Origin of the sequence: Leclercia pneumoniae (assembly GCF_017348915.1) — a bacterium.
In the GTDB taxonomy this organism is placed as follows: domain Bacteria; phylum Pseudomonadota; class Gammaproteobacteria; order Enterobacterales; family Enterobacteriaceae; genus Enterobacter; species Enterobacter pneumoniae.
On record NZ_CP071383.1, the window covers coordinates 2,869,881 to 2,882,016 of the forward strand.

Annotated in this window: 13 protein-coding genes and 2 pseudogenes; 5 read left to right on the plus strand and 10 right to left on the minus strand. The window is 47.8% G+C overall.

Going from position 1 to position 12,136, the window contains the following annotated elements; translation table 11 throughout:
* Window positions 1-64: 64 nt before the first annotated feature.
* Window positions 65-844: a type I methionyl aminopeptidase gene (map, locus tag JZ655_RS13975; RefSeq protein WP_207292098.1), complete on the minus strand. Its 780-nt coding sequence runs from the start codon at window positions 842-844 to the stop codon at window positions 65-67.
* Complete coding sequence (locus tag JZ655_RS13980; RefSeq protein WP_004868736.1) at window positions 825-1,043, minus strand: ParD-like family protein; 219 nt, start codon at window positions 1,041-1,043, stop codon at window positions 825-827. The genes map and JZ655_RS13980 overlap by 20 nt, the downstream gene beginning before the upstream one ends.
* 185 nt (window positions 1,044-1,228) lie before the next feature.
* Between JZ655_RS13980 and JZ655_RS13985 the strand changes: the two genes are divergently transcribed.
* The 5 genes from JZ655_RS13985 (at window position 1,229) to tolA (ending at window position 4,853) form a co-directional block, all read left to right on the plus strand.
* A complete protein-coding gene (locus JZ655_RS13985) occupies window positions 1,229-1,627 on the plus strand; it encodes a CidA/LrgA family protein (protein ID WP_207292099.1) in 399 nt (132 codons plus the stop codon).
* Window positions 1,624-2,319, plus strand: coding sequence for a CidB/LrgB family autolysis modulator (locus JZ655_RS13990; protein WP_207292100.1), 696 nt, complete (start codon window positions 1,624-1,626; stop codon window positions 2,317-2,319). The genes JZ655_RS13985 and JZ655_RS13990 overlap by 4 nt, the downstream gene beginning before the upstream one ends.
* A 128-nt stretch (window positions 2,320-2,447) precedes the next feature.
* Window positions 2,448-3,332 (plus strand): cytidine deaminase, encoded by an 885-nt coding sequence (cdd, locus tag JZ655_RS13995; RefSeq protein WP_207292101.1) that lies wholly within the window; start codon window positions 2,448-2,450, stop codon window positions 3,330-3,332.
* 127 nt (window positions 3,333-3,459) lie between these two features.
* A complete protein-coding gene (gene sanA, locus JZ655_RS14000; RefSeq protein ID WP_046884742.1) occupies window positions 3,460-4,179 on the plus strand; it encodes an outer membrane permeability protein SanA in 720 nt (239 codons plus the stop codon).
* Between the two features lie 287 nt (window positions 4,180-4,466).
* A complete protein-coding gene (gene tolA / locus JZ655_RS14005; protein WP_207292102.1) occupies window positions 4,467-4,853 on the plus strand; it encodes a cell envelope integrity protein TolA in 387 nt (128 codons plus the stop codon).
* A gap of 242 nt (window positions 4,854-5,095) precedes the next feature.
* On the opposite strand, the pseudogene JZ655_RS14010 reads toward tolA, so the two are convergent.
* From JZ655_RS14010 to mglC, 8 genes and pseudogenes are all read right to left on the minus strand, one after another.
* Window positions 5,096-5,869, minus strand: a pseudogene (locus JZ655_RS14010) (IS3 family transposase); the annotation flags it as partial.
* A pseudogene (locus JZ655_RS14015) lies at window positions 5,866-6,189 on the minus strand (carboxymuconolactone decarboxylase family protein); the annotation flags it as partial. The pseudogenes JZ655_RS14010 and JZ655_RS14015, both read right to left, overlap by 4 nt.
* Window positions 6,190-7,078: 889 nt before the next feature.
* Window positions 7,079-8,101 carry a DUF3307 domain-containing protein gene (locus JZ655_RS14020; protein WP_207292104.1) on the minus strand — a complete coding sequence of 341 codons (1,023 nt, stop codon included), beginning with the start codon at window positions 8,099-8,101 and terminating at the stop codon, window positions 7,079-7,081.
* On the minus strand, window positions 8,102-8,758 hold the full coding sequence (locus JZ655_RS14025; protein WP_207292105.1) for a hypothetical protein: 657 nt from the start codon (window positions 8,756-8,758) through the stop codon (window positions 8,102-8,104).
* Window positions 8,759-8,956: 198 nt separating this feature from the next.
* Window positions 8,957-9,316: a hypothetical protein gene (locus tag JZ655_RS14030; protein ID WP_207292106.1), complete on the minus strand. Its 360-nt coding sequence runs from the start codon at window positions 9,314-9,316 to the stop codon at window positions 8,957-8,959.
* Window positions 9,317-9,474: 158 nt separating this feature from the next.
* On the minus strand, window positions 9,475-9,606 hold the full coding sequence (locus JZ655_RS21510) for a hypothetical protein (RefSeq protein ID WP_281064304.1): 132 nt from the start codon (window positions 9,604-9,606) through the stop codon (window positions 9,475-9,477).
* Between the two features lie 123 nt (window positions 9,607-9,729).
* The gene (locus JZ655_RS14035) at window positions 9,730-10,476 is read right to left on the minus strand and encodes an HNH endonuclease (protein ID WP_207292107.1); all 747 of its coding nucleotides are present in this window, start codon (window positions 10,474-10,476) and stop codon (window positions 9,730-9,732) included.
* A 638-nt stretch (window positions 10,477-11,114) separates the two neighbouring features.
* Window positions 11,115-12,125 (minus strand): galactose/methyl galactoside ABC transporter permease MglC, encoded by a 1,011-nt coding sequence (mglC, locus tag JZ655_RS14040; protein WP_040074800.1) that lies wholly within the window; start codon window positions 12,123-12,125, stop codon window positions 11,115-11,117.
* Window positions 12,126-12,136 lie beyond the last annotated feature (11 nt).

Here is a 12,136-nt window from a genome sequence, read left to right on the forward strand (position 1 = left end):
TTCGTACCTGTGAAAAAAGACGCGCTATAGTAGCCGCTCTCCCGGTATGTGGAAAGCCCGGCGCTTACTCAGGCACCGTCTCTTCCGGGCGCAGCGTCAGCACTTCAAAACCCTCCGCCGTGACGGCGATGGTATGTTCCCACTGGGCCGAGAGTTTTTTGTCGCGGGTCACCACCGTCCAGCCATCTTTTTTGGTCTTGATACGGCTGTCGCCCTGGTTGATCATCGGCTCGATGGTAAAGACCATCCCTTCTTTGAGCACAGCGCCTTCACCGGGCTTTCCATAGTGCAAGACCTGCGGCTCTTCGTGCATCTCTTTGCCGATACCGTGTCCACAATATTCCCGCACCACGCTGTAGCCGTTGCTCTCAACATAAGACTGAATCGCATGGCCAATGTCCCCCAGAGTCGCGCCCGGCTTCACGGCCTTAATCCCTCTCCACATCGCCTCGTACGTTTTATTAACCAGTCGACGGGCCAGCGGCGAGACGTCGCCAATGAGATACATTTTACTGGAGTCGGCAATCATGCCCGCTTTTTCGAGCGTGATGTCGACATTGACGATGGACCCGGATTTCAGGTGCTCGGACGATTTCGGGATACCGTGGCAGACCACATCATTCACCGAGGTGTTAAGCACATACGGGAAATCGTACTGCCCTTTACTGGCCGGACGGGCCTGGAGTTGATTAACAATAAAGGCTTCCACCCGGTCGTTGATCTCCATGGTGGTGACGCCTGGCTTAATAAAGTCGTCCAGCATGGTAAAGACCGAGGCCAGCAGTTCGCCCGCATGACGCTGGCGCGCCAGCTCATCTGCGCTTTTAATGAGAATTGATGGCATTGATCACCTCCAGTAAACGATCGGAGCCAGATTTCAGCATCATCATTTTGATCTGCTGATGATTAAGTTCAGGGTAGAGCTCACTCATCATACCGAGGCGGATCCAGTATTCGGCCTGAGCGTTGACCGAACGTGACATGGCTTTGCTGGCATCACGAATGTCGTCATGCAGCAGGTCGGAAATTTTTACGATACCCATTTATATACTCCGTAATGATTCATATATAAATCGTATATCGTTAGCGAAGGCTTGTCACCCGTGTTTGTGGAAATGCCCGACGTTCCAAAAAGCAATGTCTGGTATGCTCAAATTTCATGATGTGATCCGTAGCACGTTTCCGGGTTTAATTGTATGATGAATGCGTTTCTTCAAGGGCTTTCACCATGAACAAATCATTGAATAACGTCTGGCAGTATCTGCGCGCGTTCATATTTATCTATCTCTGCCTCTATGTGGGTAACTTCCTGGCATCGCTGCTGCCGATCACCATTCCGGGCAGCATCATAGGCATGCTGATCCTCTTTGTCTTACTGGCGCTGCAGATCATTCCGGCGAAGTGGGTTAAACCGGGATGCTCGGTGCTGATTCGCTATATGGCGCTGCTGTTTGTCCCCATCGGCGTGGGGGTGATGCAATATTACGACCAGCTTAAAGCCCAGTATGGTCCGATCGTTGTTTCCTGTTTTATCAGCACTCTGGTGGTCTTCCTGGTGGTGAGCTGGAGTTCACACCTGGTTCATGGTGAGCGCAAAGTAATTGGCGAGAAGGAGAGTAAGAAATGATGGTAAATATCTGGTGGTCATTGCCGTTAACCCTGGCCGTCTTCTTCGCCGCGCGTAAGCTCGCCATGCGTTTTAAGATGCCGCTGCTCAATCCGTTACTGGTGGCGATGGTGGTTATCATCCCTTTCCTGCTGGTGACCGGTATCTCGTACGAGCACTATTTTGCTGGCAGTAAAGTCCTCAACGATCTTCTGCAGCCTGCGGTCGTGGCGCTGGCTTTTCCGCTGTATGAACAGCTGCATCAAATCCGTGCGCGCTGGAAATCCATCATCACTATCTGCCTGGTGGGCAGCGTGGTGGCGATGATCACCGGTACCTCGGTTGCACTGCTAATGGGGGCATCACCGCAAATCGCCGCCTCTATTTTACCGAAATCGGTCACGACCCCTATTGCGATGGCGGTGGGCGGAAGCATTGGCGGAATCCCGGCCATTAGCGCCGTTTGCGTAATTTTTGTCGGCATCCTCGGGGCGGTGTTTGGTCACACGCTGCTGAATCTGATGCGCATTCGGACTAAAGCAGCCCGCGGCTTAGCGATGGGAACCGCGTCGCATGCCCTTGGCACCGCGCGCTGTGCCGAGCTGGATTATCAGGAAGGGGCTTTCAGTTCGCTGGCGCTGGTGATTTGCGGGATCATGACCTCGCTTCTCGCGCCGTTCCTGTTCCCAGTGATTCTGGCGGTAATGGGCTAAAATTTGCGACGCGTCGCGCATTTTTCATTTCTGTTTCATAAGTTGCACACATAATGAGATCGCCATCACATATAAACCGGTTGCGGCTCCGTACACTACCGATCCATTAATCCTTATGAGGCAATGCCATGCACCCACGTTTTCAATCAGCTTTTGCCCAGCTTGCAGAGAATTTGCAATCGGCCCTGGCCCCAATTCTGGCAGATGCGCACTTCCCCGCCCTGCTGACGGCTGAACAGGTCACCGCACTGAAACGGGCAACCGATCTGGATGACGACGCGCTGGCCTTTGCGCTACTGCCGCTGGCCGCCGCCTGCGCACGCGCTGACCTTTCACACTTCAACGTCGGTGCCATTGCGCGCGGCGTGAGCGGCACCTGGTATTTTGGCGGCAATATGGAGTTCCTGGGCTCCACCATGCAGCAGACGGTGCACGCCGAGCAGAGCGCCATCAGCCATGCCTGGCTGCGCAGTGAAAAAGGGCTGAGCGCCATCACCGTGAATTACACGCCGTGCGGCCACTGTCGTCAGTTTATGAATGAGCTGAATAGCGGCTTAGAGCTGCGCATCAACCTGCCGGGTCGCGCCCCTCATACGCTGGCCGATTACCTGCCTGATGCTTTTGGTCCAAAAGATCTGGAGATCAAAACCCTCCTGATGGATGAGCAGAATCAGGGGTTCGCTCTGAGTGGCGACGCCTTAACTCAGGCCGCCATCGCCGCCGCCAACCACTCCCACGCCCCTTATAGTAACGCCCCGAGCGGTGTGGCCCTGGAGTGCCGGGACGGTACGATCTTCACGGGCAGCTATGCTGAAAATGCGGCATTCAACCCGACCCTGCCCCCATTGCAGGGTGCTCTGAATCTGCTGAGTCTGAATGGCTATGATTATCCGGACATTCAGCGCGCCATGCTGGCTGAAAAGGCTGATGCGTCGCTCATTCAGTGGGATGCTACGGTGGCAACCCTGAAGGCGCTGGGCTGCCAGAATATTGACCGCACCTTGCTGGCCTGATCCGCTTCGCGGGCAGAAATGCCCGCGTATCTGGTGAAAATCCCCCCAATTAAACCGCCGTTTCTTGCGCTTACCAGACGGGTAAAGTAGCCTGAGTGAAATTTCACCCACGACACGAGTCATCTCCATGTTTAAGCGCGTTTTTTACAGCCTCTTTGTCCTGACTGGCATCGTGCTGTTGACTGCGCTTGGCCTCGACCGCTGGATGAGCTGGAAAACCGCCCCTTACATCTTCGACGACCTGCAAGATCTGCCTTACCGTCAGGTGGGCGTGGTGCTGGGTACCGCCAAATATTACCGCACCGGGGTGATCAATCAGTATTACCGCTACCGTATTCAGGGGGCGCTGAATGCCTATAACAGCGGCAAGGTAAACTACCTGCTGCTGAGCGGCGATAATGCGCTCCAGAGCTATAACGAGCCGGTCACGATGCGTAAAGATCTGATTGCCGCCGGGGTCGATCCCGCGGATATCGTGCTCGACTATGCTGGTTTTCGTACCCTGGACTCGATTGTGCGCACCCGTAAAGTCTTTGATACCAACGACTTTATCATTATCACTCAGCGCTTCCATTGCGAACGCGCGCTGTTTATTGCGCTGCATATGGGCATCCAGGCCCAGTGCTACGCGGTCCCATCCCCGAAAGATATGCTCACCGTACGGGTACGCGAATTTGGCGCACGTCTGGGTGCGATGGCCGATCTCTATCTCTTCAAACGTGAACCGCGCTTTTTAGGTCCACTGGTGCCGATCCCCACCCAACACGAAGTGCCGGAAGATGCGCAGGGTTACCCGGCGGTCACGCCGGAGCAGTTGCTGGATTTCCAGAAAAAAGAGAAAAAGTAGCCGTTTTATTTACGGCGAAAATGAGACGGCAAGTCTGAACATTGCACAGAGAGCACGCTATTGGACTGACTCCCTATCGCGGGCCTTTTCATGGATACGTGCAGTCAGAGATCCTCGAACTGATGTCTGCAATGAGCGAAAAGCGGACCTTATAGTCTGGCAGGCTGGTTTAACAAACGTGGAGACGCGCTCATACGCATCTCGGTTGAGCACATGAAATCGCCATTTCCAGGAGCTTTCTCTTACCACGTGATCTCATTAAGATATCCCTATTGTCAGTAATGGGAATGACTTTAGTGCCATCACAACGTATTACAACCTTTTGGTTGCTCGTTCCGTTTCTACTGGCAGCCTGTGCCGGAAGCCACAAAAATGCGCCCTTCCCGCCGGATATAAGCCAGGCAGACTTAGTTAAAATTGATGCCTATGGTGAACAAGTGCGGCAGGCCATATCAGAACAAATGCCTGATAATGATACCTGGTCGGGGAAAGAGTGTACTGTCATGATTTCCATTCTGCCGGACGGCATGTTGGTGAAGGTAGAGGCCGAAAAAGGCGACCCTGAACTCTGTCAGGCTGCGGTTTCTGCTGTAGCCCGTGCTAAAATCCCGCCTGCGCCGGATGCAAAAACCGGGGAAATATTTAAAAAAGCCTATCTGGATTTTGCTATGTAACCCCTCTTCCATTTGAAAAAGCGGTAGATTATCTTTTACGCGTTATGTTGGTCTTATTTTATTTCAAGCGTTAAGAGTTTGAAAATTATGCTTGTGTCAAGGCCGCTATTTTTGGCGGCTTACGCTGGTGCAATCTTCAAACTACCATGCCTATTTCGCCTCTCACAGGGAACGTCCATGATGTATTCTGGTCGTCTTTTAGCGCTTTCACTCGTTCTACCCTTTGAATCGCCACAGATAATCTAGACACTTCCGAGCCGCTGATAATATTGTTTTTCGTATTCAGTTGGTGGCATATGATCACTCGAACCATGCCGACGCTTACTGTTATAAAACATTTCGATGTAATCAAAAATATCACCGCGAGCTTCTTCTCGCGTTCCGTAGATCTTTTTCTTTATCCGTTCACGTTTCAGTAGCTGGAAAAAACTTTCTGCGACTGCGTTGTCATGACAGTTACCGCGACGGCTCATACTGCCCTCCAGCCCGTGTGATTTCAGGAACGACTGCCACTCATAGCTTGTGTACTGACTGCCTTGATCAGAATGAACCAGCACCTGCTTTTGAGGATTACGTCGCCACACGGCCATCAGAAGTGCATTCAGGACAATATCCTTTGTCATCCGGGGCTGCATTGACCAGCCAATAACTTTGCGCGAGAACAGGTCAACAACCACAGCCAGATACAGCCAGCCTTCGTGAGTCCGGATGTAGGTGATGTCCGTTACCCAACGCTCATCCGGTGCTTCCGGGTTGAACTGCCGCTGGAGCCTGTTGGGCGTCACGATGCTGGTTTCACCCTTACGTGCCCGTGGGCTACGGTACCCGACCTGAGCCCTTATCCCGGCACGCTTCATCAGTCGCCAGACACGGTTAACTCCGCACTGTTGTCCGGTATCCCGCAGGTCGAGGTGGATCTTGCGATAACCATAAACGCAACCCGACTCCAGCCAGAACTGCTTTATCAGCCCCGTCAGCCTCAGGTCAGCATGATGCCGCCGTGAATCCGGCTGCTGAAGCGGGCTTCGCGTAATTCACGCGTCTGCTCGTCAGTGTATCCGGCCTTTTTTGCCATCAGCGTGTGGGCGGCAAGACAATAGTCACAGCCAGACTCTTCGCTTACCGCAAGATTAATGGCTTCCAGCTCACGCGCATTGAGACTTCCCTTATGTAATGCCGCGTTCAGCTGCAGCATCTGGCCCAGTATTTCCGGCGACTGCGTACCAATGGTCAGATAGGCGTTCGGAACTTTACCCATGCTGCCTTTGATAGCGCTGAACAGCTGTGCGGTTTTACCGGTTGCTTCGTCTTCGGCGATAGTATGTAAGCGGCTCATAATTACTCCTGATTTCATTTAGATAATTGTTCAGGTGACAGAACGTTAATGCCCTGCCACGCCAGGTTCATGAGCACATTACTGCGACAGGATAGGAGGAAAAAGTCAGCAGCCGAATTAAGACTTTCTCTCGAAAAGGTAAAATAGAACGTATACCAGGGACAGTTTAATCATGCTGTGTCCCAGAGCGGCGCTTGCCTGTATCGATCCCGAATGAGGGGCTTAACGGGCGGCCGGTTTTCCCACCCAGTTTCATTACTGCTTCCTGCAACATAAATTTCTCAGTTTTAATGACTATTCCGCCTTAATGTTTTTCGGTTGCAATAACCTCATTCGGAACATATTTGTTCTTTATTTCTCTTTTCTCTTCAGAAGATCCTAAAAACCCTGAAGCCGAATCCGGGCTGGCTAATCGTATTGAAGGGTGAGGGAGCTACAGCAGGAAGGGGTTCACGGCATGAGGTGGATGGAAACGGAAGGTCTGTTTTGAGCGAAAAGCGGACGTTATGACTCTACAGTACTACTATAAAATTTATATATATGAACAATATCGTGGTAACGGAATAGGCAGCCAAATGCTGAGCGCGATTCTGTCCCTTTCGAATAAAGTAGATCTGCTTTGTTCGTCCGATCTTGTTCCATTTTACGAATCTGACGGAACTCATTCTAAAGGTAAATTCACTACACCATCAGATGCGAATTTCACAAAACTACGGATATGTATTCAGGTTTATGCGTAATGAGCACTAATGACAGTGTGGACGCAAAAGGACTACCTATCTTTAACTGAACGATAGAGATATGGAAAATATGGCTAAGGACATCATTTCAGCCCAAAATTGACCGCAATCCCAGCAAAACCGGGGATTTTAATTATCATTTTCTACAGTTACATAAAGGGCTTTATAAGACTATCTAAAAATTTGGCCATTTCATTTACTGATATATAGTGCTTTATAATAAGCGATATTAAAAAGGTCATGAAAAGGCTTACAAAGGTGCCCAACATAATGTACTCAGAACGATGGCTGTCATTGTCATCTTTCAAGTCATTGAATCTGAATGCAGTTTTTATTGCCATCATAGCTGCTATCGCTGTAAATTGTCCGTAAATGAAGAAAGTGAATATCATTACCCGCTCTACAAACCCTATCCATTGCCCCCCTTTATTTGAGGAGAATGCCATTTTGGATTCTATACTAATATCAACCTTTGGTATTTCCATTACAATGATTTCAGCACGTTTTCTGTAGTCTGTAAATGCTGTATTGGCATCGGAAGATGCGCAAGATGCACTATTCATTAGCGTATTAAGCTTTTCCTTAAGATTATCTTCTAACATTCTAGATATATGGCTCTTAGTAACTTTGATGTGAGTTATCTTAGTTTCCGCCATTGCCATAGTAAGAAATTTTTCAACGAAAAATGAAACCGGCCTCAAAAGGATAAGTAAACCACAGACAACAAGAGCGAAACTTGCCAATCCTTTAATATGGTCATACTTTAATAAACTAAACTTCATTATTTCAAATGATTGAATACATACAACCAACAGAATAATGGTTAAAAAATGAATAATCTGATCTGATACGAAAAATAAAAAATCTCTTTTTGGGTATTTAATGTTTAATTTTTCTTTCAAACCATCAATTACTAAATGGATAAAAGCATAAGCCGTGCCAGTGTACAAAACAGGATAAGCAAAAATGAAGATATTTCCGCCCATTAAGTAAAACCATATAGTGAGACTTAAAAGAAATGCCAGGTAATGCTCTCCGGCATGAACCACGTGTGCTACCACAGCTGCCTTTTTTCCACGGAGACCGGATTTCCTTTCCACCATACTTTTACTTTGCGTGTAAAAATCAACAATGAGATGAGACAAAATGAGTAAAAGAGCGAGGTAAAACATTTAAATTATTCCTGTAATGTATTTCCGGCAATCCATTAATGACTCGATAACTCTTTCTGTTCCTGAACGTTCGATTATCTTGTGTATATTCTGTCGGCTTTTTTGCGCCTTCTTTGCCAGTTCTGGCGGGTTAACATCCATAACATCCAGAGCCTCTTTCAGAATCTCCGCCTGTGGCTTCGAAAGCATTGTTATCGTGTTATCGAGAAGATTTGTAATGGATGATAATGAAAACATAAGCGCCTTATGCGATGAGTTAAACACCATGTTTTTGGCCTTATGCATGGTTTCAAGATTTCTGCCCGACAGTATGTAAGCAACTTCATAAGCACTTTCATCGTATTGAGAATATTTGTTTAGCATTTCAATTGAAATGGAAAGCCTGGCATCCAGTTTTGTCAGTTCGTATACATCCGTCAAAGAGATCAGGTAAGTTCGGATAAATGCGGCCATCTCTAGAATAGATTGAGGTGATTCAACCGTAATTTGGAATGAATCGCCCCTGAAAAACTCAGTTTTAGATACGCCATACCAGTCGTGTCGCGTAACTTCCTTCAGCATCGTTGTAGCTATTTGCCTGTATGTTATACCGCGATCCAGTCCACCCATAGAGGTTACCAAATCCCCTGTGATGACCCCCATATATCTGTTTTCCATCGTTTATCCTCTCCCTAGGCTCAAGTATTCATTCATTTAGCGTGACGATAAATAATTGTTGACATGATACTACTTTGTCATATTTTTTAGTCAACCAAAATGATTGACATTGGGCATTGTCAACCATTTTGGTTGACGATCTCGCCAGCTAGTCTGCTGGTTTTACACGTAAATTTGACTTAAAGCAGGCGTGAAAGACTAACCATTTCTGCTCTTCTCCGTGTCCCGCCGGTGTTTGTCTGCAATCCGTTTTGACTTCCTTTCCATCCGGCGCAGGGTTGAAGCCGACTTCGAGGCCTGCATCTGGATCAGTCGCTCCCGGATGGACGCAGAAGGATTGAAACCGCCTTCCCATGACGTGAGACTGATGGCAAATTCGCGGCAGATATCCTCTGATAATTCCACTACATAAAGACCGTGTTTTGCATAGAGCTCCTGACGCTTGCTGTAATAACCTGAAAAATCCGGCCCGTCCTCAAAGTATCTGTCATCAAGGTTAGCCAGCTCATTCCTTAACTGGGCGTGTTTGGATTCAATGCTGTGCAGTCTGTAGAGCATATCTGTGTTGAGATATTTGTAATCCCCTTTACCGATGACATTTTCAGTTCCGGCTCATCGTATCTCATGATGATTTCCTTAGAGACAGGATCATATATCCCTTCATTACCCGAAAGAAATTCGCAATCAGCAATGTACTTATCGAGAATAAAAATCAGCTAAACGATAATGTAACGTTCTTCTCTCTTTTGTTTACTTTTTTCGAATACGGCTTCTTTAATCGTGTTGTATACCAGTGGTGCTACAACTGCCGTTTCCGCACCAAACAGCGTCCACGTTTCTTTTGCCACCCGGCTTTCCTCTGTATTCGTGGAACCTCCCTACCTTCATTACATTATCATTTGCCATGGTCATTATTTTTGCGTGCGGCAAATACATTCCTGCAACCCAGTTGAGAGGATCGGTTACTCTGGCTACCAAAATGACGCGTATCTATCTGACGTAGTTAATTTATCCCCACCTTTATCTCCATTACAAACATCGCAGACCATTTGCAAATTGGTTGGATCGTTAGTTCCCTCAAGATTGAGTGGGACAATATGATCAATCGCGATATTTGCAGTATTAGCATATACCCCCGTTAGATCGCGCTGGCAAATAGCACAGTGTCCATCTTCCCGCTTTAATAGACCTTTTTTTAACCAAACAGGCCATCGTGTCCAGCGCACCATCACACCATCACGCTTAAGATAAGACGGATAATCAGATTGTTTTAATTTTTTTATTTCTTCAGAAACATTAAGATTAAACTGACGCATCACGTCGCGGTCTCTGAAAAGCAGAGTGAATGTATCTTTTACCAAGGATGGGTTTACCTCTGAGTTAAATATCTCAAAAAGATATTCATGATAATTACACTTCTGGTACTCTTCGAACCTCTGAAAAATTACATTATAAGCATCAAATTCCTTATAAATATCTTGATAGATTTCACATCCCATTTTTTTTAAGTCGTGCCGGAAATCATCCAGTATTCTGTAAGATATATAATCATGAAGAAGCGTGTAAGTTTGTGGTTTAATCGTTATTTTTAAAACATCTTCCCCCATATAAAAAGAATATTTAAAAGGGATGCGGCATTCTTCGCTGTATATTTCTCCCTTTATCATGGCGGCTGCGTCAAGTGCGTACCGTTGTCGTGCCACAGCGAATCTGTTCATTTAAATTTTCCTGTTATAACCGTGGTGCCATCCGGATATTCATTGATGGCACTACTCCCAATTTGAGCAATTTTTTGTTGAGTAGCTGACATGTTAACACCTTAATGGGATCTTAAATTCAGCCTGAAATGCAGAAAATTTATCGGCCAAATCCATTTACCTAAGTTGCGTATAAAAGTCTTGTTAGCTGGAAGTACACATGTCACTGGCGACTGACATATTATACCATATGTTCAGGAAGTGTAATAACTGATGCACCTAATCAGGCTGGGAAGTATCATTATTCAGTAAAACGCCAACTCTTCTGGACCATGCTACTAGATAATCATCAAACCGCAGGAGTTAGGTTAAAACTCAGTCTTTCCGATGAAGACTTCATAGTGTTAACCTGCTCCCTTTTATTTAACAAAGTATGATGTTGGACACGTCCGCTTCTGGCACAAAGCGGACCTTTTCGATTTTTTCCCTGAACGTTAACAGGACATCTGTGTCTCGCAGCTCAGGTGCCACTTCTGCTTTGCGTTGACGGTCGAACGTTGCAGGATACGTTGCGTCGCCACGAAACTAGCCCACCCTCTCTTCTTTGCTGGAAATAAAAAAGCCCGCTCACTGAGCGGGCCTGATAACAGATGGATAGATTATTTCTTACGCGCGTATTTCAGTGAATCCAGCGCAACGGCGAAGATAATAATGCCGCCCTTGATAATGTACTGCCAGTAAGGGTTCACGCCGATATAGGTCAGACCGTAGTTGATAACGGTAAAGATAATGACCCCCGTCACCACGCCGAGTACGGTACCCACACCGCCGCTGAACGAGACGCCGCCCACTACGCAGGCTGCAATCGCATCCAGTTCGTACATAAAGCCGAGGTTGTTGGTTGCCGAACCGATACGGCCCGCTTCCAGCATCCCACCGAAGGCATAGAAGACACCCGACAGCGCATAAATCATCAGCAGATTCAGGCCAACGTTAACGCCAGACACTTTTGCCGCTTCCGGGTTGCCGCCGATAGCGAAGATGTTTTTGCCAAAACGGGTCTTGTTCCACAGGATCCAGACGAAGGCCACCGCAATCAAAGCATAGAAGGTGATATACGAGAGACGGAAGCTCCCGAGTGCGATAAAGCCCTGCGTGAAGGAGGAGAATCCGCTGTCGAAGCCAGAAATAGGCGACGCGCCTACGAAGTCATAGTACAGGGAGTTGATACCGTAAACGATGATCATCGTACCCAGGGTGGTGATAAACGGCGTCACGTTCAGGTAAGCGATGATAATGCCGTTAATCAGACCAATGACGGCACCCACTGCGCAGACGATGAGCATAACCACGAAAATCGGCATGGTTGCCATCTCCGGGAACACCTTGTTGGCGTTCTCCATCGACTGCAACAGCGTGGCGGCGACAACCGCAGCCAGACCCACCTGACGTCCTGCAGAGAGGTCTGTCCCCTGGGTCACAATCAGCCCGGCAACGCCGAGGGCGATGATAATACGCACGGAGGACTGGGTCAGGATGTTACTCAAGTTCAATAAGCTTAAGAACGTGGGGTCCTGGAAAATAATAATGGCCAGTAACACTAAAAGAACAACGTAAATACCGCCTTCTTTCAGATAAGTGAGAAAACTTTTTTTATTTAACGCACTCATGAGGAGCCCCT